Raw genomic sequence first — 26,422 nt, forward strand, 5'->3', positions numbered from 1 at the left:
GCGACCTTTTCATGAGGGAGCACGTTTCGGTAATATCTTGAAGCAAGGCCCGTTGTAAGGCGGTTTTGTTCGTTTGGAGACCTCGGGCGGTTGGCAGGAAAGTTCTGATGACAGTGTACGCCACTTCGCTTATTGAACTCGGCTGTATAAAACCAGGCATTGGGCCAAGACACTGCGCTGGAGACGGATATCATCGTCGTTTGCGCAACCGCTGACGGCTTGCACGTCGGTCAACTTCTTCCGGTCACGACGCTCCACCGCCCTTAAGAGGCGGTCCATAAAGTTGAGCGCAACAAATCGCCGATTGGCGACGCTATAAATGCTGGAGGCCCCTAAGGGATGTCGAGGCGCCTGCATCCGGAGGAAAACCTCTCGGCACGACGACGGCGGGCGGACTCTGTCCACGTAGCGTGCCAATGCTTCCGCAACGGAGGGCACCAGCGGATAGATCTGGGCTTGTCGGCGCTTTAAGCGGAAAAGCCAAAGCGTTCGCCCCGCCCAGTCGATTTGGTCGAGCCGCAGCGCGGCTACTTCGCCGCGCCGCATACCATATACCGCCAGCAACATTAGGATCGCGCGGTCTCGGATATCGCGGGGCCGGTCGGTATCGACATCAGCCAACATCTTTTGAACGTCCGACCAGTCTGGGGCATATGGCAGAGATTCTTGTCGATAGAGCCGAGGCCGCGATATTGACGACACCAGGCGGTCTGAGCACCAAGCCTCTTTTGCCGCATATCGAAGAAATCCGCGCAAGGCTGAGACGATGTATGGCCCCTGAACATTAAAGGGGCACAGATATACGGTAGGCGGATCAGACCGAGAACGGCAGAGGGCGAAAGCCGGAATCGTCGAGTGCCGGCTTCTCCTCCCATATGTAATCGCCGGTGAGGTTCACGTGCTCCCAGGTGAGCGGCGACAGGCTGGATAGCAAATGATCAGGCACATGCTGGCCGCCGGCATGCAAGGCATCGACCACACGGCCGGTATAGATCGTGTTCCAGTGAATGATGGCGGTGACGACCAGGTTGAGGGCGGATGCCCGGATTGAGAGGTTTTCGTGGCTGCGATCGCGGAAGCGTCCGAGGCGATGGAGATTGACCGCACGCACGAGGCTGTTGCGGCTTTCCCCTTTGTTCAGCTCTACCGTTGTCGTCTTTCTCAGATCCTCGTCGTTGATCCAGTCCAGCGTGAACAGGGTTCGCTCGATCCGGCCCATCTGACGCAGTGCCTGGGCAAGACCGCTCTGCCTGGTCGTCGCAGACAGCCTTTTGAGCATGAGCGAGGCGCTGACGGTGCGGGTGCGCAGCGAGGTCATGAGGCGCAGAATATCGTCCCAGTGCGCCCGGATTAAGTCGGCGTCGATGCGATCGCCCATGACATTCTGGAGAATGCCATACTGTTTGCCAGGTCCGAAGCCATAGAGGCATCGGCCGTCAAGATCGGGAATTCGCGGCACGAAAGCAAAGCCTAGCGCATGGCAGAAGGCGAAGACGAGATCGCTGACCCCGCCACCATCGACATGATGGCGAACGATGTCGAGGCCGGCATCCGTTTCGAGAAGTGCGTCGAGAACATGGATGGCCTCGCTCGCCGTGGCGGCAATTATCTTAGTATGGAATGGAGCATATCGTCCCGAGATCGCCGTGTAGAGCTTGATGATTGGGTTGGTCCCATAGCGGCCGTTGACACCGCCGGCAATTTCGCCGCCATCGCCGAGATGGATGTGTTGCCCATCGGAGGATGATATTGTGTGGGAACCGAAGATGGCTGCGAAAAGAGCGTTGTGCTGGGCCTCGACGAGGCAAGCGAGCGCCAGCGTGAAGGTTTCCTCCCTAAAGTGCCAGATTGCCATCTGCTGTAGCTGGCGGCGTGTGATGCCGGGGCAGGCCAGCGCCATCTTCGAGAAGCCGAGATTGGTGGCCTCGGCAATGAGCGCGGCATAGAAAATACGCATGTCGCCCGGCGTTCTCCCTGTCTGGAGATGCTCGAACAGCGAGCTGAAGCCGGTCATCCGATCCACGTCGGCGACAAGATCTGTCAGCCGGATAGGCGGCATGCTGCTCGCCACTCTCCTTGCGAAGGCGAGTGCGGCTTCGGTCTCGACGGTTTTGATTGCAGGCACGCGCAAACCCTTTGCTCCAATCCGCGTGTCGCCGCGACCAGCCTCCAGCCGGCTTGCTGCCTCACGCAATTTTTGATCGAGCGCTTCAGCTTTCTGAGCGAGATAGCTCTCGACATCGACCGGAATGGCGACGGGAATGCGGGCCTCGGCCTTGATGATGGCGTAAGTCTGCTGCGAGATCATACCCTCATCGAGCGCACGATATGTACGGGAGCCTCTGACCCAGATCTCGTTGGCAGCGATCCGGTTCTTCAGCTCGACGATGACGAAGAGTTCCAGCATCCTGCGATCGACCGAGCCGTCTGGTGTCCTGATCTCCTTGCTCCAGCGCTTATCGACCAGATCGAGTGCGCCTTGCATCCAGGGCACCTCTGAAGAGCGACGGCGGTTCTTTACGCCAGCCTTCATCTGCACCACCACGCTGATAAAATCACGGCTTTGACGATTACCCTCGAATGTAAAGGCCGCCAGGAATGGAGCTACAAAGCGACGGATACGCATATATTGCGCCGGCAGATAGGCGATCAGATCGTCGTCCTTGCGGGTACGAGACGCTGCCTTTGCAGCCGCAGTCGCCTGCATCAACTGTTCCCAACCACTGACCGCATTGACCGCTTCATCGAGGGAAAGCCCCGTTTCCCGCCTGGCGGTAATCGCTTCACCGAAGCCCACGAAGAAATCCAGCGCCGATGTCGCCGATGATTTCCAGCAGTTGCTTGTCGCGCTCGGCCTCGGCCTGCCGGAACGCCTTGCCGATCAGTGCCTCGAACATGGCGATCGCCGCATCCGTAAGGGCGATTTCCATCTCCAGAAGAAAGGCTGCGAGCGTGGCATATCGGCGTCCTGGCCGCATTTGCTCGAAATTCTGGGCTGTCAGGCGGCGGCCCTCCTGGGCCATGCGGCTCACACGATGGAGCGGGACAGCCTGAAGTACATCGCTGGTAAGGCCGACATGGCGCACGGCCTCAAGCCGATCGATCAAACCCCGCATGGCTGCTTCCCCGGCTTTTCCGGGCGGCTCACGTAACCAGGAGACCCCACTTTGGCGGACGCGTGGTCCGATACCGAGCAGCGCTTCCATTCTGACGATGATGTCCGGCGTCAGTCTTCCGGCAATATCCGCAAGCAGTGCTTCCTCAGCCTCGGTGCATGCCTGCCCGGCCATCCGTTCGATCACGGTGATGCCGGGAATGACGATACGCCGCCGGCGCATCTCATCTGCGAGAGCGGCGACGACGAATTTGTCCTTGGTCGAGGCGATCGCCACGCCGCGCGCGAAGGCAAGCAGATCGGCGCGCAAAGGATGGCTTAGCTCGCTGAACCCGTAATTCTGGCGAAGGATGGCCAGTTGCTCGTAGCGGGTGGGGGCTCGTCGTGCGAAGGTGGCGAGGGCCTCCGGGTCGATGTCGATCTGCTCGGCCAGAAACGCGAGCGCGGTTTCCGGGATGACCTCTCCGCGCTGGATGAGACGGCCGGGATAACGGAGCGCGCAAAGCTGAAGGGCGAGGCCAAGACGGGTGTCGTCGCGCCGGCGTGTTTCGAGAAGACGATGGTCCTCATCATCGAGGCTCCAATGGCGGATCAGAGTGTCGTCGTCTGTGGGCAGGGCGAGGAAATCCTGCCGCTCGGTATCTGTCAAAATCATGCGGCGAGGCATCGGCGCTCCATATGTCACAAAAAGACTGGAGATAACCGTTTGTGGAGCTTACTTTGCAAGACGGGTTATGTGACAATCTACAGGCTTTGGCGCGGCCAAATTGAAATTGTCACGCAGACGGACGTATAAATGACAGCTCTGATCGGATATGCGCGGGTGTCGAAAGCTGATGGCAGCCAGGTTCATGACCTTCAGCGCGATGCGCTGGCTCAGGTTGGCGTTGAGGCCGGCAATATTTATGAGGACGCCGCGTCTGGAAAAAGAGAGGATCGCCCCGGTCTGGCTGCCTGCCTGAAGGCGCTTCGCCGCGGCGACACGCTCGTTGTCTGGAAACTCGACCGCCTCGGTCGCGATCTGCGCCACTTAGTCAACCTCGTCGATGATCTGACGAAACGGAACATCGGTCTGAAGGTGCTGGCCGGCGAAGGCGCATCAATCGACACGACGACTGCCAACGGCCGACTTGTGTTCGGGATATTTGCAGCGCTGGCCGAGTTCGAGCGGGCGCTGATCGTGGAACGGACGAAAGCCGGACTGGAAGCGGCTCGTGCCCGTGGTCGCAATGGCGGGCGCCCCTTTAAGATGACGCCGGCGAAACTGCGCCTCGCCCGCGCTGCCATGGGCCAGCCCGAAACGAGGGTTGCCGATCTTTGCGCCGAGCTCGGCGTCACCAGGCAGACCCTATATCGATTTGTTGGCCCTAAAGGCGAACTGCGAGCCGACGGTGAAAAATTGCTCGCCCGTCACAAGCGCGGAATCTGAGTTATGCGGGTAGAGAGCTTCGCGCATTCTCCGGCCGCTCTCGACCCGTTGCTGTCGTCGCGAGTGCGCATGGCCGCAGCGGCGCTAAGGTATTCCGAGGGTGTAGCGCCCGGGGGGAGCCCTTCCCCCGAAGGGAAAGGGGTACAGGTTCATTTCATCAAGACAGTATCAGCCCTCGGAAGCCACCCCGCTGGCGATCCCGTCGAGAGTGGCTACCTGCGCGGGCGACAGCACCAAATCAGCTGCCGCAAAATTCTGCCGCAAATGATCCACGGACGATGTGCCAGCGATCACCAGGATATTCGGCGACCGCTGCAACAGCCAGGCCAATGCCACCTGCTTGGGGCTGGCTCCGAGCTCGTCGGCAACGCTCGACAAGAGCGAAGATTGCAGCGGTGTAAATCCTCCCAGCGGGAAATACGGGACGTAAGCCACGCCTTTTGCAGCCAATTCGTCGATAAAGGCGTCATCGCCGCGACGTACCAGGTTGTACTCGTTCTGCACGCAGACGATCGGGGCCATTTTTTCCGCCTCTGCAAACTGCGCAGGCGAAACAGTGCTCAAGCCGATGTGGCGGACCAGACCCTTTCGTTGCAGTTCGACCAGAACACCCAAGGGCTCGGCGACCGAGTTCTCATCGGGCCCATGCGGGCCCCCCAAGCGAAGGTTGACCACATCAAGCGCTTCCAGGCCGAGGCTTGACAAGTTTTCGTGCACCGCGCGCCTGAGGGTCTCCGGTGTGCGATCCGGAAACCACGAGCCGTCCTCTCCGCGCTCGAATCCAATCTTGGTGACAAGGGCCAAGTCGCTTGGATATGGCGCGAGGGCTTCGCGGATGAGCTGGTTTGATACGTGCGGGCCATAGAACTCGGCAGTATCGATATGGTTGGCCCCAAGCGCAATCGCTTCGCGCAGCACTGCCAACGCGGCATCCTTGTCGCGCGGCGGGCCCCATACGTGCGGGCCCGGAAGCTGCATCGTGCCATAGCTCATGCGCTTGATCTGTAACGACGTACCGGGAAGAGTGAACGTGCCGCCAAGGCGAGATGTTGTCATGATCTTTTCTCCTTATCTTGCGGAGCACAGATAAGCGTTGCCGAAATGCGTGATAAGCCGGTACAATCCGCACAGGCTGTACGAATTGGCGAACGATGAAGGTTGACCTAAGTGATCTGAATGCTTTTGTAGCGGTGGCGCGTACCCGCGGGTTCCGCGACGCCGCGCGCCAAAGCGACGCAAGCGCGTCAGGCTTGAGCGAAGCGGTACGGCGTCTGGAAAGCCAGCTCGGGGTCAGGCTGCTGCACCGAACTACACGCAGCGTCGTGCCGACCGAGGCCGGAGCGCGCCTGCTCGAACAGCTTGGCCCCGCCCTGCGCGAAATGGAATCGGCGCTCGACGTGGTGAACGGCTTTCGTGACAGGCCGGCGGGGACGCTGAAACTCAATGTGGCGGTCAGTGCAGCGCGGCTGGTGCTGCCGCAGATCGTCCCGGCATTCCTCGCCGCCTATCCCGACATCCGCCTGGAGGTGATCACTGAGGATAGCTTTGTCGACGTGCTCGCGACCGGGTGCGATGCCGGGATACGTTACGAGGAGCGGCTGGAGCAGGACATGATCGCGGTGCCAATCGGCCGCGCGTACAGCGGTTTGCCACCGCTGCCTCTCCCGCCTATCTCGACCGGCACGGCCGCCCCGAGCATCCGCGTAATCTGCTTGACCATGCCTGTTTGCGCCAACGTTTTCCCAGCGGCGTGATGCCACCATGGGAATTCGAGCGCGACGGCGAGAAGGTGCAGATCGATCCGACTGGTCCCTTGGTCGTGACGGCCGGCGGAGCAAGCGACCTCGCCGTTGATGCGGCGATCGCCGGTCTCGGCATCGTCCGCCTGTTCGAAGACTGGCTGCGTCCGCATTTTGACAGCGGCGCCCTCGAGCCCGTTCTCAAGCCCTGGTCGGAGCGCTTCTCGGGACCGTTCCTCTATTATCCGGGACGACGCCTGGTACCCACCCCGCTGAGGGCGTTCATCGACTTCATCAAAGCGTCGGTTGGCCAATCCTGACGTTCGGTGGATGAACAGAGAGTGAACGCCCACCCTAGGGCCATCATAGTCCTGAATGTCGCCGGACCCAAAAGGTGGCTGTCAGCTACTACACATTGAGCGTCGGCCGCAACACCCAGAAGATGTCGTTCAGCACGCGACGGTCATCGACACGCTGCACACTCCTTGGCTTGTTGGGAAGCCGCGACTTGATCACGCGCCACTCGAAGTCGGCCAGGTCATATTGGCTAATGCCAGAGCTGAATCAGAATTTGGCATCTGCCAGTCACGTCACACTGGGTGGGAACGCGCGACGAACGGTCAGGCCGTTCGTCGCGATGGTGATTTAAGCGGCCGACGTGTCGAGGCGGAAATTCTCCGCTGCCCATGCAGCAAACGTCGTCGGTGTCTTGCCCGCCACGCGATTTGCAAGCGCGATTTCATGGTCAAACGAGTGTGGGCCGAGGTAGGTATAGTTCTCGTAATAGGTCAGGTTCTCGGCAACCGCAGCAGCTCCCGGGAAGAAGCCCGCAAAGACCTCTGTCGGTACCTGCGTGAAGGAAAACTGATGACCCTGCTGGTTCAGCGTGTTCACGATGTCGCCAAAGCTCAGAAAATCACCGACGAGCGGGAGATACACGCCTTTGCCGGTTTCCTCGGGGTGAGCGAACGCACCGGCCACAATGCGGCCGAGCTCGCCAATGTCACCCATGTGGAAGCAGCGTACGCTCGGGTCGATTGGCAAAACCCAGCCATATCCGCCGTCCTGCTGCTTTTGTGGGCGGACCGGTCCCGAAAAGTTCTGATAATAGGCAGGGGGTACAACAAAGGTGTGGTGCGTAAATCCGGCCGCTTCCACGATCAGATCGATTTTCGCCTTGCCCGTGAATTGTGGAAGGCTGATCTTACCTCCGCTTATCGCTTCCACATTGGGGAGGGTGGACCAAACCATGTGGTCGACACCCGCCGCCTTGGCGGCATCGATCGCGGACGTCGCCTGCTTCATCTCGTCGGTGCCATCCTGCCAGTAATTGGTGACCAGGAAAACGCCGTGCGCGCCTGCCAGCGCCGCCGCCAAGGTTTCTGGCCTGTCCATATCTGCGGCGATCACTTCGTCAGCAGGGCCTTGGTACGTGTCGGGCTGACGGGTAAGGGCTCGCACCTTGAACTGGCCATTTGCCTTGAGGGCTCGCACCACACCGGCGCCTTGATGGCCGGTTGCACCAAACACGGCGATCGTCTTCTTGTCGCTGGAATTCATCTTACTCTCTTTCAGGTTTTGCCGGGCCACGCGCACGCGAACCCAGTCATTCTCAAGCGCATCTTGCACTTGAACGAAATCCGGTACAATTCATCAGATTGTGGCATCACCTGCTAGGATTTGATCCAAATGTCCGAACCCGTAGAAACATCCGAGATGGTGGCGTTCACCAAGACCGTCGAGGCGAAATCCCTCTCACGCGCCGCTGCCGGACTGCGCGTTCCCAGGGCAACATTGAGCCGTCGCCTTGCCCGCCTCGAGGATCGGCTGGGCATGCGTCTGCTTCGTCGCACAACACGTAGCCTGGCGCTGACCGATGCGGGTGAGTTGTTTTACCGCCATGCGTGCATTGCGCTGGAGGCGGTTCGGCAGGCCGAGCAAAGTGTGCGAATGACGAACGACGTGGTGCGCGGCGATCTGCGTGTGTCCGTACCGCCGATCATGAGCGCCAGTTTTAACGCTGCCGTGTGTGATTTTGCTGCCTCCTATCCAGAGCTGCGCGTCCACATCCACACCTCCAATCAGAGGGCAGATCTTCTCAACGGCAACTACGACGTTGCATTACGTGCCAGCAGCCAAATCGAGCCGGGCCTTGTCGCGCGCACTCTCTTGCGCGATCCGATGATTACTGTTGCCTCACCGGACTACCTCATAGCTCGTGGTACTCCCCAATCACATCTCGATCTGAAAAACCATCGATGTCTTCTTGGATTTGCCAGAGGAGAATTGGCAGAAACGCACTGGCCTCTCACGTCTGGAGGCAAGTTTAAGGTCGAGGGCGCATTCTACGCGAATGGCATCGAACTTTTGTGTGACGCAGCCCTGCGCGGCCTCGGTATCGCGCTCCTGCCGCAGGGGTTGGTCTCAGCGCACCTTAAGAGCAGCGCGTTGGTGCAGGTGCTCGACGGCGCAATCGGTTCAGAGATGCAGATCGCGCTCGTTTATCCCGAACGCACGTATATGAAGCCGCAAGTGAGAGCCTTCATCGATGCGATCGCCGCTTGGGTCAAGGGCGAAGTCGATGTAGATGCGGAGTGACAGGGAATGGGTGTCGCCACCCTTAGCTGGTGCAATCCATTGGAAGTCGGCTCCATTTTGCGGTTTGCCAAATGCTGCCTGTCAGGAAACCACCCATGCCGATCATTCCCTTTTATCGGTTCACGACCTAGCTAGGCGTTCATCCTTTGCCCTCTACCGTATATCTGTGCCCCTTTAATGTTCGGGGGCCATGTATGCAATCGAGACACGACCCCAGCGTCCGGCCCCTTGGGTCGCTATATAGTTGTCGATGTCTTCTGCCTTCAAATCCTTGAGCCGGTGGCTCGACTGTTCGCACCACAGCAAGAATCTGCCGGCTATGCGCCCCCATTGTTCCACCGTCGACGGTGTCAATCCGCGTTCGTCGCGCATCCAGCCAACATACCGGTCGAGTTGCGCCTGGTACGACAATATGACAGTGGGCTCACGCCACCAGCCAAGGAACTTCAGCCAGGGGCGCCCGATATCGACGACGCGACGTGCAGCGGTAGCCGCACCGTGAACATTCTGCCGAGCCTGCGCGATCGGCAACAACTCCGCCATGCCGACGCCGGCCGCAGCCTCTGGACCGAGATGTCGCGCGATCCACAGGAGTTCGTTGCGTTTGACCCTGAGAACTTCGGGTCTCGCTCCGAGTGTGGCGCAGTGATGCAAATAGCGGTTCCGCTCGTCAGCAAATGGCACTTCGGTAAATAGGGCATCAGCGGCTTGGTCGGAAAAGGAAGGGTGATCCATGTCGAACCTCCAAACGAGAAAAGGTCCGGCAGCCAAACTTGCGATTTATGTTGCGTCAAATCGGGCCCAAATACTCAGATGACAAAGGGTATAGGTCAGCAGGGCCACATATGGACGGCCGCAACATAGCCCCCGATATGTTCGGCAGAACATATTGGCGGCTACAATCCGCTGTTCAAGGTAGACCGCGATCCGGGGCCGCTGACGCAGGCGCTCTGCTGGTCGCACGCGAGGCGCAAGTTCTTCGTGCTGGCCGACATCGCCACGAATGCCAAACGCGGCAGCCGCGCCGCACCGATCTCGCCTATGGCGTTGGAGGCCGTCAAACGGATCGATGCCCTGTTCGACATCGAGCGGCAGATCAACGGGCTTGCCGCAGCGGAACGCCTGGAGCGCCGTCGCAAGGACAGCCTGCCGCTTGTCGGCGAACTGCACTGCTGGCTTCAAACCGAACGGGCAAAACTGTCGCGCAGTTCTCCAGTCGCCGAGCCGATCGACTACATGCTGAAGCGCTGGAACGGCTTCACGTCTTTCCTCGACGACGGCAGGATTTGTCTCACGAACAACGCGGCCGAACGAGCGCTGAGAGGCTTTGCTCTCGGGAGGAAGTCATGGCTCTTCGCCGGATCGGATCGAGGTGCCGATCGCGCCGCCTTCATGGCGACACTGATCATGAGTGCCAAGCTCAACGACGTCGATCCGCAGGCCTGGCTTGCTGACCTCCTGGCCCGCATCGCCGACACGCCAATCAGTAAGCTCGAGCAATTGCTTCCGTGGAATTGGCAGCCGCACGGATTGAAAGCTAAAGCAGCCTAACCTGCGGCCTTCACCGGATGCTTACCCTACAGTAAACTGACTCGTAGCATTGCACCAGGTTGGGTCCGCCGGGTGGCGTTCAACGCGGCACATACCCCTCCAAATCCGGCAACAGGACGACGCTTTCCTGCTCCTTCGGGTCGGTGCGGGCGATGACCGCTGTCGCCGGCCGGTCGCTGAGATTGGCGGGAAGATGCGGAACGCCAGCCGGAATATAGAACATCCCACCTTCGCGAACGATGACGTGTTCTTCCAGCTGGTCGCCGAACCAGCAATGCGTCTCTCCGGAAATCGCATAGATCGCTGTCTCATGCGAGGCGTGCAAATGCGGCCTTGGCGCGGGCGCCCGGCGGTATGGTTAAAAGATGCATGCAGATCCCCGTCGAGCCCACTGTCTCTGCCGCAATCCCTTCGAAATAATTGAGACCCTGTTTTCCGGCATAGGTGCTGCCGGGCCGCACGACACGGCAGGTGGGCTTCGATGAGACACTCGTGGTAGTTATTTTCGGGGATGGCACGGATTTCTCAGTGATCATTTTGACGCGAAACGTTGGTAGTTTGGGAATATGGCAGCAGGGATGAGCTCATTTGCCCGGGGGGCGACTTGACAACTCGGTGTGTGCCCCCCTAGTTTAGCTATCATCGCGACAAAGTACCTGAGCCGGTGCGATCCCGATTCATCGAACGGTCGCAAATTTCGGCTCTCGGCGAACTAAGGTTTTCCCTATCATTCGACGATCGCGATTCGTGCAATTCATTCAACCTGGATCCACCGCCATCATGAACGTGGCGATCGTCGCCGACGAACCCGGATCCGGCTTGATGGACGACGGTCATATCCGATTCGAGCGGCCCATCAAGTTCGTTTCCAAGATGACTGTTGGTATTTTCCCGCTGCGACCGCGAGGGGTTAGCTGAAGGGTGCTGCCAAGCCTGTTTATGGAGGGCACGTTCCGCTGCACGTAATACTTGAGCCTCGAGTTCGCGTCCACTTAATGTCTTCAATTCTTTACCGACCGTAACTCCGAGGATTTTTTTGGAGACCTCTTTGATTTCGGCGTTCAGGTATGTCGCTTCCGCTTTGTATATCTTCCCAAACGTGTGCTTGCTGCTCTTTAGCTCCCCTGTAGCGTCATCGTAGACGGCTGAACGCTTGTTGAGGAGGCTTCGATGTGCGGAGACATCCCGACCTAACTCGTGGCCGTCCTTATCCAGCCGGGATCTATATGATTCACTGAAAGCTCCGCCAAGCTTGCGGATACTTGTTCTAGATGTTTGTCGATCCGGTGCCTTTTGTGAAGACATCGAATAGCCCATCCGTTTGCTTTCAATGAGCTCCAGATTACCCTTGTCATCGCGTTCGAAAGTCTTTTGTTGGGAGCCCTCCCGACGCGTTAAAACGCGATAAAGCCTCTTCTCCAGGCCACTCTCATAAGGACGTCCGATTTCCTCGGAAATGGGATGCAACGCCCGTCCAGTAAGTCTGCGCCGATCGATGTATCGGGTGCGCATCAGTTCACCGTTTTCGTCCCGCTCCCATTTTTCTTCGAAGGCACCGGCTTTGCTTTTGATATGTTTCTCGCTCAACACGCCGTTCTGGTCGTAGTCATAGCGACGGACACTATTCCAGTCAGACCTCTCGTAGTGAATAAGCCGAAGGGAGCCAGTTGTTTGATCTCGAATGAAAACCTTCTTCTTCTTTTTTATGAGACCCCGACTATGGGTCAATTCTCCATTGCTATCGACCCGCAGTTGCTCGCTGCGAAACGGCTTGTGAGCGATCACACCACGGAAATCTGCATCGAGCTTATTGAGGAGTTGCAGTTTGGAGGCATATTTTTTCAACGCCGGCGGCGCTTCAAGTCGCGCGCGCCTTTCCTGCGCCTCGCGTTCCACAAGGTACGCCTGCCCTAACTGATCAACCAGGCGTTCATCAGAATTGCGCGTGGTCGCTGTAGAAGATTTCTGCGGGGCTTTTTTATTTATACTGACCATTAGGTGGGCCTTCCCTGTGCACGCTTTATCGATGCTCGTTTAAAAATTCGCTCGTCAACCAAGTGCTTTCTTCGGAGAAATAATCGAATATTCAGACCAAGTTCTACCGGCTGAGATCAGAATTTGACCTCCCTCGCGGTGCCCGGGTTAAGTTCGCGCGAGCATCGCGGTAAGCCTTCTCAATCGATCCAGCGATTCCTTCCGCTTTTACCATCTGGTCGTGAGCACTGAGAGTTTCGGGAAGGAGCTCAGTGCGGATTTTTTGTTCGATCTGAAGAATGTCCGTGGCCAGTTGTTTATTGCTCCGCTCGTGCGGACCTTCGGATGTCGACGCAAGCCCCAAATGCTCCTGCGCATGGATGCGTTCGTCGGCGTAGAGTCTCGCAAGCTGGGGTCTCTTCGCCATTGCATCGAAGATTTGTGACTTGTGTTCGAGTTCCAACTGGTTGTGCGCCGCTGCAATCGCGTAGGCTGCATAATGGCGACTGTCGTAGTTGATAGGCCCGTCTACCTTGAAGTATTCAATTGCTCTGTCGATAAGGCGTCTCTTGTCGGCCCTCTCGAGGTCACTCAAATGGGACGTCATCGACATAATCGCCTCCGCCTGCTCACCGCCTTCCGACATATTGAGAATGTGATTGCCTATCGCTGTTTTCCTGGCGGGCGATTGGAACTTCAAAGTTGGACCAATTGCCCTGATGCGCTGGCTCGCCAGCGCAAACTCGCCAGCAGGGTCCGGTTCCGGATAGTTCGGATACTCGGCAAAGCCGTTCCGGGGTACAGCCAGGTCATACAATGCCTTGCTTGAGGCACCCAGTCGATTTACGCTTCGGTGGAACGTTCCGACATCGCTCTGATCGACCGATGCCCGAACCGACGGGCTCGCAAGTTTAAAGCTTGTGAGGTTGGCTGCCGTTTCGACTGGATCGTCGGTCGGCAGATGTTTGGCAACTTCCACCAAAATGTCATTCGGTAAGGTGGCTGCACTTTCGGTCTTATCACCACCGAGGACCGAAAGCTCGCGTTCCTGCATTTTCTGGCCGTCTTCGAGCATAACTCACACTCCAACGCGGATCAAGGATATGCGAAGTCTAACACCTGCGCTTAAGGCGTTGAATGGACATCGTGTTTCAACTGAAATTCAGGCCCTGGCGATCGATTGCACTACGGCGCGTTTTTTGCGGGGGATTTCAAAGAGTAGCAGTACAGCCTGCGGTTCAAATGCTGAACCATCATTTTTAAGCATCGATACAAAGTCCGCTAACGATGGTCATCTCCAGCTTTGTCACCGTTGTAATGCTTTGTCCCGACCGCGATCGCGCGGATCATAAACCCGTCGTTCATCAAACTCGTGAGTTGCTTTTTCAACTTCTGCGCTCGACGATTGGGCTTTCAAGGGTGAAGTGCCTATTGAGGCGGCAGTCCGGTTCAACGCGGAAACAAGCGCAGCTTTTTTCTTCCGCAACCCAAGTGTCTTGGCCTCCAGGTCCTTCTTGACGTCATAAAGGGCTAAAAACTCTCGATAGACTTGCTGCTCACGCTCGCGTGTTGGCCATCTTCCTGTCAATGCTGTTTCGCGAGCGAGTACAGCTTCTGTCTGGCCACGTGGCCCAAGGTGCAACAATTCCGGAGCTTGCTCTTTACTGGGCGGAGAAAGTACCGGATCGCGGCTTACCGTATAGTTGTAGCTAGTAGTCGCGACCTGAAGCGGCATGATAACCCCATCTGGCGTTTCGCTCTGCAGCCCGTCGTTAGCGAGCTGGTGTGCGTAGCCTAGCTGGTTTAATTGATACCCGTTTGACGCCGTTGCACCTTCCGTGGACGCAACAGGGTCCGATAGAGTTGCCCTTTGATCCGAGCGGTAACTTGCGTCATCTGGCCAGCCGCGCCCCACCAGTCGGGTCCGCCCCCTTCCCGTACCAACATGTTGTCGATGAAGTTCCTTGCATTCGAGATAGGCGGGCATAGGCCTTTCCAGCCGCCGGCCCTCTTTGGTCGAGCGCAGGGTATCGTGGACAACCTTGAACCCGAAAATATGCTCCGACTCGTATTTCCCGGTCTCGGTCGCAAGCCGAGCTCGTTCGTTTTTTCGACTTCCATAAGTGCCGATATTGTCGCTTCTCGAGCAAGCGGCTTTTTCTGGCTGAGTGGACTGAACCGTCAAACAACCCTCGTGAGACGACAGTCTTTCCGCACTTGAAATTACGTCATAGGCCGTTGCTTTAGCGCCTCGACGGCTCTTGGCACCCAGCCGTTTAACTTTGCTTACCTCGTCAAGGCGATTACTGTCGGCGATGCTGGCGGTTTGGTCTGCATCCCTCCCAGAGGGCCCGAAATATAGAGCACGTCTTGCTTCCAATTGTGCGCATGTCAGGTTTTGCACGTGAGTCGGCTGTTGTGCTGGCTCACGTGCGAGACTAGGCGAGCGCGCTTCCGGTTGATCACCTAAACTGAGGCGGGACTTATTGGTCGTGCTTGCTTGCGACAGAAGACCAGTCGCCCCGCCATGCTCAGACGGATCATGTTCATCGGGAATCCAGGCCGCCGGGTCGAGCTCTGCCAGGCGCGCGTTCACCACCAGATTTTGCCACCGCGGCTGGGCTAGCTGCCTCCACCGTCCGTACGCCTGACGCTCCGCATCCCCAAGCAACATTCCCTCGTATAAAAAGACTGAGGAAGATGTCTTCCCGATCATCCCATTCGAAACGGCATCGCCTTCGATAGCAGCTTGGCGCGCGACTATGATAAGATCTTCCCAGGTGGGCCGGTCCGGCCTGTTCCAGCGATCATGCGCAGCGCGCTCGGCTGCTCCGAGCGCCACTCCATCGTACACAAAGAACGCACGCGACACCTGCTCGGCGTTAATTGGGACGCCCGAGATGCGCCCGGACTCGTTGGAAGAAACGTCGTTGCCTGGTTGGTGTTCGCACCACGTCGGAGCAGACTGGTGCAATTCCGCAACGCGTGCGTCCACAACCAGGTCTTCCCATCCTGGTTGCGCGGGCTCGAGCCATTTTTCATATGCTAGCCGTTCCCCCTCCCCAAGCGGGACGCCTTCGTACTCGAAGACCGAGGTGTCATTTGATTCGTTGAGCCAGGTGGAGGTGTCGATTGCGTGAAGACGGGCGTCAACTATCAGGTCTTTCCAGGATGGCGGTTGCGGTTTGCTCCAATTCTCATATGCTTCGCGCTCAGGCGAGCCGAGTCTCATCCCATCAAATTCGAATGGTTCAGGGAAACCGTTCTTTTGACCAATGGAGCTTGTCCGCTTACGCTTAGGTGCCTCCGATCGGAATTCCTCTTGAAGGGGACTACACTCATTCGGAATTGCAGCAGAGGTGTTTAGCTCTTCAATACGCGCGTTCACAACGAGTTGTTGCCAACTGGGCTGTCCCGGCTCCACCCATTCCTCGTAGGCACGCCGTTCCCCTTCCGCCAGAGGAACACCCTCATAAACAAAAGTTGAAGAGGTACTTTCTCCGACATCGACATTCCAAGCGAAACTGTCAATCGCATTCAGGCGAGCGCTCAGTATCAGGTCTTTCCAACTCGGCCGGTCCGCTCTATCCCATGTCTCGTACGCGGACCGCTCGGCTGCGCCCAGTCTCATTCCATCGTAAGCGAATTGCGCAGATAAATTTTGCCGGTGATCCATTTGGCCGTCAATTGGGGAGCAAGCAAAACCGTTCCAAGGCTCTTTGGGATGAAGGACAGGCGTAACCCCGGCGCGAACCTGGGGCGAGGATCTAGCCGACCCGGCGTATCCAGTTTTTGAGCTTCCCGACGGTTTCATGGCGATGTCTCATCAATTGGCAACCTTCAACGTTGGAAATGCATTCCCGAAACGGGACATCTGACGGCGCTAACAAGACTCGATCCGAAGCGGTATCACATCGAGCTTCAAGTGCCGGAAGCTGTTCTACCTCGCAGCTGGAGCGAAATGATCTGGTCGAGGAGTTCGCGCTGCGCCAAAAGAGCCGGAGCAATTTCCGGAAGCTTCTCAGAGGTTGCGGCGTCCGCGCCTTGGTATTCCCGCTCGTCATCAACTTCGTTTGAACGGGGACGAACTTCTATTGGCATTACTCCATCAGCCACAGTTCTGTTTTGGGGGGAAACGACTTCCCCATGGTCGTTCTCTTCAATCTGCACCGGCTTTTGCGAAGTTGTATCGGCTGTTCCCTGGTCGAGCTTGCCTTCAACGAGGTTTGTGTCTCCCGGCAACATCAAAGATGCGGGCTCGGGAAGGGAACCGTGTTGGCTTTCGAAAATTCGCTTCAATATGAGATCCGAATAATATCGCACTTTTCTCAGTTTGAGGGGAGGTTGGCCTTTGATAAGGACTATTTCATAATCGTCGTCGAGTAGGCGGACTTGTTCGGCGCGCAAAAGCGGTGCTCCTTGGTCGGAGATTTGGATGTTATGATCAAACATGCGCGCTTGGCTGTACGACGTTGAGCGAGCCTGGAATGTGTAGTCGCCGATAGCTTTGGAAATGTAGTTGGGCGTCTCGTCATCAGCAGTCGCCATGAATACCTGCACACCCGTATTGCTGAGAAAATTTTGCTTACCAGCTTCATCATAAGTTCCTGTCAAAGCCGAAAGACTCTGAATAATAAACATGAAGCGGCCCTTGTAGCCGGCGATCGTCGTAATTGCCGTCTCCACAGCTTCCAGCTTGCCCAAGTGCTTGAACTCATCGAGGAGAAACAGAACTTCGTGCCGTTCATCTCCAAGTGGCAGCGATCGCTGCAGGATTGATACAACCTGCTGGAAGAGAAGACGCATCAAGGGCGCTATGACTTCGAGATCGTTCGGGCTGACACAAAGATAAATACAAGTCCTCTTCCGCCGCAGATCGTAGACGGAAAAATCCGAGGTGCTTGTAGCCGCTTTAACGAGTGGATCGGCCCAAAGATTGAGTCCGCCGTCGCCGAGCACCGATGTGTAGGATGTCAGGATTTTGGTGTCATTCCCCGCCATATTGTCGAAGATACGCTGAGCCTCTTTGTTTTGTGTTTCCTCCGCGAGTTGCGCAAATAGTTTGTACTTTTCACCCGGCTGAGCAAACAGATCGTAAACGGCACCGATCGTTGGTGTGCCGCGCTCAATGCAACTCAATATGCCTGCTACGAAAAGATCCCGTGCCCCGTCGATGAAACCTTCGGCTCCCTTGCCTTTGGCGGTGATGAGATTCGCAGCGAGGCGGCGCGTTTCTGTAAAGCGCCGTTCGGGCGGCAACGCGGCAATATCCAGCACGGGATTGTAACAATGCGTTCGCCGCTCTGGATCTAAGGGCGAGAACTTGAAAACCGCGTCACCACTTGATTTACGCGCCCTCGATGTGAGTTCAAATAGCTCGCCTTTCACATCCAGAGCAATTACTGAGCCCTTGAAGGTTAGCAACGTCGGGATAACGACGCCGACACCCTTACCAGCGCGAGTTGGCGCGACAACAAGGCTGTGAGGTTGTTCTCCGTTACTTAGGTAGCTGCCAAACCAACGTGGTCCACATGTCTTGCCGAAGATGGGACCCGTGACGTGACTGTAGCGCCGGAGGTACCCGGCGTGCCGCATCTCGCCGGAGCCGGCCCAGCGAGCAGTGCCGTGATGTTCGCGCTCGCGCATCGATAACAGTAGTTGGCATAGCAACACGAGCGTTGACGTCGCAACGATGATGGCTAGTCCGCGATAGAACGTAGGACTTGCGTATCCCAAATAAGGCGGTGTCTCGTACAGGAACGCAAAAACGTTGAAAGTCATCATCGTTTCGCCCGTAAAGCCATGGCGAAATGTGACATAGAGACTGGCCGCACAAAACCCCACGGCCAGTGAACATGCTATGCTCGCAGCCAGGCCTATTGGCGTGTACTTGCCTGAATTCATCACGTGACCACGCTCCGTTTATCCTATTGGACGGCTGTTTGCTTTACGGGCAGCTGGATCTACAGCCCATACCTTTCGCGCACGCGCGGTTCCAAGGTTCTCTTACCACCCTGCGCGTCACGGCCGTCCCCGTTCCGGCCCATCGACTGATCTGCTAACCGGTCGGCCTGTTGCGCGCGATCTTCGTTTCGGCCGTCAACAGTTTTTGCGTTTGAAGTTCCAGGTTCCCGCAGGTGGTCGTGGACAGGAGCGGGACGTAGGAACTCGATGAAAAGGTTTTCGGCGCCGTTCGCAACCTTGGAATTATAGGTTTTCGGCGTCATGTAAGCATTGGCTGGCGATTTGAGCCAAACATTTTCCGCGCCATACGTATTCGTTACTGTCGCAAGCTTTTCCAGCCTGAGAAGTTTTGGCCAAAACGCGAAGAAGGTTCCGCTATGATGCTGAACCATCACCTCTGGATTATGCACGCCTGCCTGCCGCGGGAACTCATAATCATGTTCACTTACCCGTGGTCCAGCAGGTGTATCATAAAAATATTTGCTATCGGACTTCAATCCGCTGAAGGTATTATCGGATAGACCGAGCGCTTTCATTCGTTCGTAATACTTTTCGGATCCGAGATGCAAGAGCAGCTGATTTCGGGGCATATAGGATCGTTGCGCGCTATCCGTTTTGACGAGGATCACACTGTTTTCCAACTCCTCCGCAGTCGGCCACTTCTGCAATCTTTCGAAGAGCTGCTTGCCTGTTTCAAAACGAACAACGTGCTCCCAGGGGTAAGGCCACCGCGGAACTGGCTCATTCCCGATGAGCACTTCGTCACCAAGCCGTTCAGCATCGAAAATCGCTTCCGTCGGCATGCGTCGCGGCTGGTAAGCATAGGACGCGCCAGGACCTTGCTGAATCTGATAATCTGACGAGACTTTTCGTTTCCCTTTATCCGAAACATCTCGCCGTATATCGGCACACGACGCCTTCCCGATCCGCAGTGGACCCGCAACGTCCGAGCCAAGAAGTTCCGTATGGGTAGCCTGCGGCAACCTAGGTACTCCGCTTTCGAGCGTGATAGGTGCCGCCCTGGCGGCGCTTGTTCCCGAAACGGTAGTGGGCGAGCCCGCCTCCTCGATAGCCTCGTTCAGTTTGAGCCTATGAGATTTTCCCCCGACAACCTGCTCGGAGCGAGATCTCTTCGAGCGCGGTTCAGAGATTGCGTCAATCCTTACCAGATCCTCGTCGGTCAACTCCGGCAAGCCATCGAACTTCATCTCTGATGGGCTCGGGTCCTGCCGAGAAGCTTCCTCATGGAACGCAGGATTCGTATGCCGGCCGCCGCGGCCCACGGTATAATCTTCGGCTGAGAAAGCATCGTCCAACCTGACTCGCTGAATAGTGTTCGCACCTTCCCGCCCCGTAGTCGGGCGGGGTCCAGAGAGTGCGTCGATCCGGGCTAAGTCCTCTTTGGTCAATTCGGGGAAGTCGTCGGACTTCATTTCTGATGGGCTCGGGTCCTGCCGAGAGGCCTCCAACCTGACCGCATGAATAGTGCGTGCAACATCCAGCCTCGAAGTTGAGCGGGCTTCGGAGAGTGCGTCGATCCGTGCCAGGTCCTCGTCGGTTAATTCCGGGAAGTCGTCGGACTTCGTTTCTGATGGGCTCGATTCCTGCAGAGAAGCCTCCTGACGGAACGCAGGATTCGTAAGCCGGCCGTCGTGGCCCGCGGCAAGATCCTTGCGTGAGAAGGCATCATCCAAGCTGACCGCATGAATAGCGTGCGCAGCATCTCGCCTCGAAGGAGAGCGGGCTCGCGAGAATGCGTCAATCTGCGCCAAGTCCTCGTCGGTCAACTCGGGAAAGGCGTCGAAGCGTTCCTCCGGTGAGCCAAGCGAACGAACTGAACCTTCATGGATCGATCCTGAAGCTGTTTGGCCACCGGTTTCGGTCGCGTCGTCGGAATAGGCACTGTCGGCGAGGATTTGGGTGCTTTCGACGCTGGCGGACCCTGCCTCAGTGCTTAAATTCGTAGCGGCTACGTCAGGAGGAACAACCTGAGTACTGAGCGGTGAACTGCTGTCGGCGAGCAAATCAAGGTCATCTAACCCTGGCCAAGATAAGCCTTGTTGGATCGACGGAAGGCTATTGGTCTCGCTATCCCCGCTGTCTACCATCCAATATGGTGCGCCGTCGAATGTTTCTTCAGGCTGGCCCTCTCCAGGAATGATCACATCATGACCTGAACCAAAAGCGCTTGTGGCAATAGGTTGTGTCGCAATTTCGTGCTGAGATTGCGTACGGCTCTCTCCAGTCCCTTCGATATTATCCAGCTCCATCCCAGACCGGTGCGGCCCTTGCGAAGCCGGCGTCGCGGTCGAGCTATCTTTCATAGCCAAAGACGCGGCAATAGTTCCCACCTGCATTCCCGAGCTGGTACTCCGCTTCGCCATTGATTCACTTTGATCACCGGTTTGCTCGTGTTCGCTCAGCTGCTTTCTTTCCCCCTTGCCAAAACGTGACGACGACGTCGCCTCGTGGTCCGCCCTGGCAGTGGACTGCATTTCAATCTCCCGCAGGTATTGCATGGCCGTACGAAAATACCCTTTGCTCCTCGGTAAGACCGCTGATTGGCCTGCCGGAGCTTCGGCTGATCTCGCCGGGAGCATCTCTGCGGTATTCTGGGCATGGGTTGCAGGCCGTTGATTTCCGGTGGAAGTATCTGCAAGGTCGCGGGTCCCACCAGGAACTAACGGTCGTAAGAAACCAGTCCTTATCGAGGGTTCTCTTCGGTTGTGTCGGATAGCGGTCGATAGCGGTGTGGCCGGGATTGGGACGCTTCTGGCCACTTCGTTATTCGAGTTCGCCGAAGCGGAGCGGCTGAAGTCTCGACGGGTTTCTTCGTCTGCCATAATCGATCCTTTTCTACCTTCTGTTTCCCTCATCCCCTTGGCTGCGCCCGTCCCTTGACCGCTTGCGAATGCTCGGCTCGGCGTCATCATCACGAGCACGCTTAGAATTTGGCTCTCCCTGCTGCGGGCGATCGGCTGTCGGAGGCAATGCGTCCGTAGCGATGCTGGTCTGTCCCGGGTCATGCAACGGATTTGGTCCAGGGGGCTGGATCGGCGATGTAATCGGATCGTCCTGGGCAACCGGTACGTCGCTGATTGTCACTCCCGTCCGAACTCCGTTTACCCTGGTCAGTTTTGCGCCGCTCTGCTCTTCCTCATCACCGCGAGGCCGCTTTCGATGGGGCCGTTGCCGAACGTCATCTTCGCTTGTTGTGTGCGTGACGGGTTCGGTTGCCAAACGATGAATGCCGGAACGGCCTTCAAGATCCTGGCCGTCTCCGGCGATGGTGAGAGGGCCGTTCCTCAAATTGTCATCGTCCATAAAGGCTTCACCGCTACCGGATTGAGAACGGGAATCGTTTTCTGATGGTACACGATCCGGCGTCACGCCGTTGCCGTTCGATCCGATTGGTGCCCGGGAACGCGCTTCAGACACCGGTTGCAGACACTCGTTTCGTTCCGAACTTACTGACACGTTTTGAGGCGGCTCACCGTGCGAAGAATTGAAAGATTGATCCGGTTCTCGGTCGTTTCCCCCAGGCGAGAATTCTTCGAACTCAGGATCCTCGAAACGAATTTGATTGGCCTGTTGTCGCTCAAGGCGTCGATACTGGGCAAAAGTCATCGGCCGCTCGGTGATGCCGCGCTCAGCTCGCCTGGTCGCCTCGAGGACGACGCCATGGCGAAGTGAAATCTCGGACATTTTAATGCGCAAGGCGTCGTAATTCAGTTGGGGGTGGCGCCGGGATATTTTCAGCCAGCCGTGCCCCAAAAGTTCGCGACGGTTGACGACCACATGCAGATGTGGGTGATCGCGATCGATGTGAAAGGCTGTAAGATAGTTGTATCGGCCTCCCCCTGCGCCTGACCCAAACATCTCGGCTGCCCACTCCCGGCTCGCTGCATAAGCTGCTACCTGACTTGTACCGGCAGGGAAGCTTACAATAATGTGGGTGGTCAAATCCTGTTGCCTTTCCTCGTCTGGCTGACTTTCGTGATAAGTCCCGGTTTCTTGAAGCCAGCTTCGGGCGAGCTCGCGGATTTCATCCGGTGGTACGAAAATATCGAGATGCCGGGCCGAGCGCTGCAGCTCCAACTTGCCCTTCCGGGATAGATACTCAAACTGATTGATAATCTGTTGGAGGGTCTTCGTCCCACCTCCCGGCACAATGCGGATGATGACTTGAGACCGATCGGGCATCCAACAGATTCCCCCAAGTGCTACGTTAATGCTGCAAGGCGTCCGCCAGCATGGAGCAACCGTCGATCCGTCGCCGTGATACGGACAAAATGGAACGGAGCAAACCGTCGAGGTCAGCGAACGATTTACCGAAAGCGTTTCGTTCAGCTTGCAGAGCGCCCAAATCCGTTGTCGGATTTTCAGCATAGGCGCACAGCAGCGCGGCGATGTTGTTTGAGAGTGCTCCTATTGAATGAAGAATGGCTTCCATCATCTGACGAGTCTCTGCATCGATTTCGAGAAAGCCGGCAATGCGGCGAACCGCAACTCTTATGGCCATGCTGTCGGAGAGCCCTAGCAGACGGGCTTGGCGAGAGAAGCTCTCATATTCCGCCGATCGCAAACGAGTGCTAACGACCTTGAAACCTTCAATCTTCGGGCCTTCACGCCGGTCGACAATGTCACTTGAAGTGGATTTTTCGCTTTGCGACATGGCTTGCTCCATAGAAAACGGAATGATCTGGATTTGTTCCGGAGTGGAATTCTCCAGTTGAGACTGAGGGAGCCTAGCCGCCAACAGAATAAATTCAAGAATATACTGTTCATATTCGGATCTATATAGTTACATTTGCAACTATCCTTCAATGCAAATGAAATATACTCCTGATAATTTCGCTATACAGACAGTCACACATACAAACAATGATACAGACGCACTTTCGTTCACAACGTCGCCAGGATAAACTCATGAGACTTCTGACATTTTGCTCATTTAAAGGAGGCGCCGGCAAAACCACGGCGCTCATGGGCCTTTGCGCTGCGTTTGCAAGAGACGGCAAAAGAGTGGCTCTCTTCGATGCGGACGAGAACCGGCCGTTAACGCGATGGAAAGAAAACGCGATGCGTAGCAACACCTGGGATACATCCTGCGAGGTGTACGCTGCAGAAGAAATGTCGCTTCTTGAAGCGGCTTATGAGGACGCCGAGCTTCAGGAATTTGATTATGCGTTGGCCGATACGCATGGTGGTTCGAGCGAGCTCAATAACACAATCATCGCTAGCTCAAACCTGCTTCTGATCCCGACAATGTTAACGCCGCTGGATATCGATGAGGCACTTTCGACATATCGTTATGTTGTCGAGCTGCTGCTGAGCGAGAACTTAGTGATTCCGACCGCCGTGTTACGCCAGCGAGTCCCGGTTGGCCGATTAACCACGTCACAACGCGCGATGTCAGACATGCTGGTGAATCTGCCTGTCGTACAATCTCCAATGCATGAACGAGACGCGTTCGCTGCAATGAAAGAGCGTGGCATGTTGCATCTCACATTGCTGAACACGACAAATGATCCGACGATGCGCCTCCTTGAGCGGAACCTCAGAATTGCGATGGAGGAACTCGTAACAATTTCAGAATTGATTGGCGATACCTTGGGGAATTGAAGATGGGGATCCGCAAACCTGCTTTGTCTGTCGGTGAAGCAAGACGGCTTGCTGCCGCGCGACCGATCGTTCACCCAATCCCAGCTCTTTCCTCGCAAAACTTGGCGCCTTCGCAATTACCTGAAAGAGCCGGAAAGGAAAAACGACCAGCGCCTCCTATCGCCGCCAAACGTCGTGACAACTTCGATCGGCAATCAATGCTAACGGCGGACGCCTTGAGTTCGACTGCGCCGCCGGAAAAAGTCCAGGTCTTTCTTTCGGCACGCCCCCCCGCTCCTGAGGTATCGAAGATATATGACAACTTGATTCTGCAGTACAGCGCTACCAAGGCGCTGCAGATGATCTTGCGCCGTGCGCTCGCCGATTTTGAGAACATGTTGGCGGACGGATCATTTAGCACGGGGCCTCAAAGCTACCCGATCTCAAAAGTAGTCGAAAAACCTATCGTTGTCCTGACTTCTCGCATGTTCCCGGTATCGCTGTTAGAAGTCGCACGCAATCACTTTGATCCATTGAGATTGGAGACCGCCAGGGCTTTTGGCCACAAACTGGCTACGGCCGCACTTGCATCTTTCTTTGCCGAAGAGAAGATAAGAAAAGAACGCTAATATGATGAGGCCGGTCACTTGACGGCGGTATTGTATTCGACAGCAGGCAATGAGGCAGCCCCTACCCAGCTACAACACAGCCAGCTCACTCTAGGCTGTGTCCCCATAACGGGGTTCATGTTGATGACGTTGTGTGATTCAATTTCCTGGAAAGGAGATTGTTATGCGCCGTCACGAACTGACCGACGAGGAATGGGCGGTTATCGCCCCTTTGCTGCCGACCAACAGCCGTGGAGTTGAGCGCGTGGATGACCGCCGGGTGATCAATGGTATCCTATGGCGTTTCCGGACAGGTTCATCCTGGCGTGATGTACCGGAGCGCTATGGTCCGCGCACGACGCTCTACAATCGCTTCTCGCGCTGGCGCAAGGCAGGCGTCTGGGATCGCCTTCCCGGCGCTGTTTCAAGGCATTATGCCGGAGAGATCGTCATGATCGATTCTTCCTGCGTCCGCGTTCACCAGCATGGTGCAAACGAAAAAAAGGGGGATCTGCCGATCCTTGCATGGGACGTTCGCGTGGCGGCCTGACGACAAAGATCCACGCGCTCGTCGATGCTGATGGTTTGCCGGTTCGACTGGCATTGACCGCCGGTCAGGCCGCCGATGCTCCTATGGCCGAAAAGCTGCTGAGTGACATTCGGCCCGGAACGACACTGCTTGCCGACAAGGCCTATGACACCGACGCGATCCGTAACTTCGCCAAGCAACGCAAATGCTGGGCAAACATCCCCGCCAAGGCCAACCGAAAACAGACCTTCAGTTTCAGCCGTTGGGTCTATCGCCAGCGCAATCTGATCGAGCGTTTCTTCAACCATCAAACAGATGCGTGGTCTGGCAACACGATACGACAGACGTGCTGACAACTACCTTGCCGGGCTCAAACTTGCCGCGACGAGAATCTGGATCGCTTCAATTAACGAGTCCGCGTCCTAGGATCAGATCGAAAAAGGCATATGCGTCGCTGCTTCAGGCCGCCATCAGACCTCCATAGGAAACATCCACATCAGCGTCGAAGAAATAGCCGGCACCCCTGGCAGTTTTGATCAAGTTTGGGCTCGCTGCATCCTGCTCAAGCTTTCGGCGGAGCCTCAAAATGAGAACATCAATGCTTCTGTCATATACTTCCTCCTCACGCACTCGGCTCGCGATGAGGAGCTGTTCTCGGGAAAGCACGTCGCGTGGCTTTTCCAGGAAAGCGACGAGCAGATTGAATTCCCCTGCCGTAAGCTTCACCTCGCCATTTTGTGCGGATACCAATCGCCGCTGTCTGAGACTAAGTGTCCAGCCGGCGAAACAAAATGAACGCCGGTCTTTGGTTCGCATGACATTCGGTCGCACGCGTAATGCGACACGGATGCGTGCTAGGAACTCGCGCGTTCCGAAAGGTTTCGCGATAAAATCCGTTGCTCCCAGCTCGAGCGCCACCACTTTATCCGCCTCATCAAGGCGATCACCGCTGATGATTATAATTGGAACATCGGATTTTGTGGCGAGACTGCGAACGATCTCAAGTCCGTCTTCACGCCCTAAATTGAGATCCACGACGACGACATCGACCGTCTCTGATGCAAGTACCCGGTTGAATTGCTGGCTATCTGATACCGCGGTGACCCTTAAGGCATGAATCGTTAAATACTCGGTAATAAGATGGCGCATCGCGGCATCGTCATCGATGACAAGAACATGTTTCACCAGTTCGCCTCCGTATGGGATTCTGCAGAATCGATAGATTCGTGCAAGCAGAGGATGTACGTCTCAGCCTCAACCTGATCATTTTCTCTCACTATGAGGGTAGTTCGGCAAAATTTCGGCCAAGCC

General features: G+C 56.6%; 16 protein-coding genes and 6 pseudogenes. 7 read left to right on the plus strand and 15 right to left on the minus strand.

What is annotated here, in order from left to right:
* Positions 1-129 precede the first annotated feature (129 nt).
* The gene (locus tag PH605_RS11580; RefSeq protein ID WP_010900199.1) at positions 130-624 is read right to left on the minus strand and encodes a tyrosine-type recombinase/integrase; all 495 of its coding nucleotides are present in this window, start codon (positions 622-624) and stop codon (positions 130-132) included.
* Positions 625-814: 190 nt separating this feature from the next.
* A pseudogene (locus tag PH605_RS11585) lies at positions 815-3,782 on the minus strand (Tn3 family transposase).
* Positions 3,783-3,911: 129 nt separating this feature from the next.
* Between PH605_RS11585 and PH605_RS11590 the strand changes: the two are divergent.
* A complete protein-coding gene (locus PH605_RS11590) occupies positions 3,912-4,544 on the plus strand; it encodes a recombinase family protein (RefSeq protein ID WP_010900196.1) in 633 nt (210 codons plus the stop codon).
* A 168-nt stretch (positions 4,545-4,712) separates the two neighbouring features.
* Here the strand turns inward: PH605_RS11590 and PH605_RS11595 are convergent, their stop codons facing one another.
* Positions 4,713-5,600 carry an aldo/keto reductase family oxidoreductase gene (locus tag PH605_RS11595; RefSeq protein ID WP_142845025.1) on the minus strand — a complete coding sequence of 296 codons (888 nt, stop codon included), beginning with the start codon at positions 5,598-5,600 and terminating at the stop codon, positions 4,713-4,715.
* A gap of 95 nt (positions 5,601-5,695) precedes the next feature.
* Here PH605_RS11595 and PH605_RS11600 point away from each other — a divergent pair.
* Positions 5,696-6,603: pseudogene (locus PH605_RS11600) on the plus strand (LysR family transcriptional regulator).
* 106 nt (positions 6,604-6,709) lie between these two features.
* Here PH605_RS11600 and PH605_RS11605 read toward each other — a convergent pair.
* Positions 6,710-6,835, minus strand: a pseudogene (locus PH605_RS11605) (IS5/IS1182 family transposase); the annotation flags it as partial.
* Positions 6,836-6,928: 93 nt separating this feature from the next.
* The gene (locus PH605_RS11610) at positions 6,929-7,912 is read right to left on the minus strand and encodes an NmrA/HSCARG family protein (RefSeq protein WP_237680921.1); all 984 of its coding nucleotides are present in this window, start codon (positions 7,910-7,912) and stop codon (positions 6,929-6,931) included.
* 60 nt (positions 7,913-7,972) lie between these two features.
* Between PH605_RS11610 and PH605_RS11615 the strand changes: the two genes are divergently transcribed.
* Positions 7,973-8,881 carry a LysR family transcriptional regulator gene (locus PH605_RS11615; protein WP_142845026.1) on the plus strand — a complete coding sequence of 303 codons (909 nt, stop codon included), beginning with the start codon at positions 7,973-7,975 and terminating at the stop codon, positions 8,879-8,881.
* Positions 8,882-9,055: 174 nt separating this feature from the next.
* On the opposite strand, the gene PH605_RS11620 is transcribed toward PH605_RS11615, so the two are convergent.
* Positions 9,056-9,616 carry a hypothetical protein gene (locus PH605_RS11620; RefSeq protein WP_176453670.1) on the minus strand — a complete coding sequence of 187 codons (561 nt, stop codon included), beginning with the start codon at positions 9,614-9,616 and terminating at the stop codon, positions 9,056-9,058.
* A gap of 144 nt (positions 9,617-9,760) precedes the next feature.
* Between PH605_RS11620 and tnpC the strand changes: the two are divergent.
* Positions 9,761-10,432, plus strand: a pseudogene (tnpC, locus tag PH605_RS11625) (IS66 family transposase); the annotation flags it as partial.
* 79 nt (positions 10,433-10,511) lie between these two features.
* On the opposite strand, the pseudogene PH605_RS11630 reads toward tnpC, so the two are convergent.
* The 8 genes and pseudogenes from PH605_RS11630 to virD1 form a co-directional block, all read right to left on the minus strand.
* A pseudogene (locus PH605_RS11630) lies at positions 10,512-10,968 on the minus strand (cupin domain-containing protein).
* A gap of 103 nt (positions 10,969-11,071) precedes the next feature.
* Positions 11,072-12,427 (minus strand): hypothetical protein, encoded by a 1,356-nt coding sequence (locus tag PH605_RS11635; protein ID WP_010900362.1) that lies wholly within the window; start codon positions 12,425-12,427, stop codon positions 11,072-11,074.
* A 103-nt stretch (positions 12,428-12,530) separates the two neighbouring features.
* Positions 12,531-13,481: a hypothetical protein gene (locus PH605_RS11640; protein WP_142845027.1), complete on the minus strand. Its 951-nt coding sequence runs from the start codon at positions 13,479-13,481 to the stop codon at positions 12,531-12,533.
* 231 nt (positions 13,482-13,712) lie between these two features.
* A complete protein-coding gene (locus PH605_RS11645; protein WP_142845028.1) occupies positions 13,713-16,220 on the minus strand; it encodes a virA/G regulated protein in 2,508 nt (835 codons plus the stop codon).
* A 107-nt stretch (positions 16,221-16,327) separates the two neighbouring features.
* Positions 16,328-18,310, minus strand: coding sequence for a type IV secretion system ATPase VirD4 (virD4, locus tag PH605_RS11650; protein WP_010900359.1), 1,983 nt, complete (start codon positions 18,308-18,310; stop codon positions 16,328-16,330).
* A 59-nt stretch (positions 18,311-18,369) separates the two neighbouring features.
* On the minus strand, positions 18,370-20,865 hold the full coding sequence (locus tag PH605_RS11655; protein WP_193559575.1) for a virA/G regulated protein: 2,496 nt from the start codon (positions 20,863-20,865) through the stop codon (positions 18,370-18,372).
* 361 nt (positions 20,866-21,226) lie between these two features.
* Positions 21,227-22,573, minus strand: coding sequence for a T-DNA border endonuclease VirD2 (locus tag PH605_RS11660; RefSeq protein WP_010900357.1), 1,347 nt, complete (start codon positions 22,571-22,573; stop codon positions 21,227-21,229).
* Positions 22,574-22,598: 25 nt separating this feature from the next.
* Positions 22,599-23,045, minus strand: a complete 447-nt coding sequence (gene virD1, locus PH605_RS11665) for a T-DNA border endonuclease subunit VirD1 (RefSeq protein WP_010900356.1) — start codon at positions 23,043-23,045, stop codon at positions 22,599-22,601.
* 254 nt (positions 23,046-23,299) lie between these two features.
* On the opposite strand from virD1, the gene PH605_RS11670 reads away from it, so the two are divergent.
* The 3 genes and pseudogenes from PH605_RS11670 (at position 23,300) to PH605_RS11680 (ending at position 25,464) form a co-directional block, all read left to right on the plus strand.
* Positions 23,300-23,995 carry a conjugal transfer ATPase VirC1 gene (locus PH605_RS11670; RefSeq protein WP_142845029.1) on the plus strand — a complete coding sequence of 232 codons (696 nt, stop codon included), beginning with the start codon at positions 23,300-23,302 and terminating at the stop codon, positions 23,993-23,995.
* Between the two features lie 2 nt (positions 23,996-23,997).
* Positions 23,998-24,603: a conjugal transfer protein VirC2 gene (locus tag PH605_RS11675; RefSeq protein ID WP_010900354.1), complete on the plus strand. Its 606-nt coding sequence runs from the start codon at positions 23,998-24,000 to the stop codon at positions 24,601-24,603.
* Positions 24,604-24,766: 163 nt separating this feature from the next.
* Positions 24,767-25,464: pseudogene (locus PH605_RS11680) on the plus strand (IS5 family transposase).
* Positions 25,465-25,570: 106 nt separating this feature from the next.
* On the opposite strand, the gene PH605_RS11685 reads toward PH605_RS11680, so the two are convergent.
* Entirely contained in the window at positions 25,571-26,296 is a 726-nt protein-coding gene (locus PH605_RS11685; RefSeq protein WP_142845030.1) for a response regulator, read from the minus strand.
* Positions 26,297-26,422 lie beyond the last annotated feature (126 nt).

Origin of the sequence: Agrobacterium sp. CFBP 3001 (assembly GCF_027871605.1) — a bacterium.
Classification (GTDB): Bacteria; Pseudomonadota; Alphaproteobacteria; order Rhizobiales; family Rhizobiaceae; genus Agrobacterium; species Agrobacterium leguminum.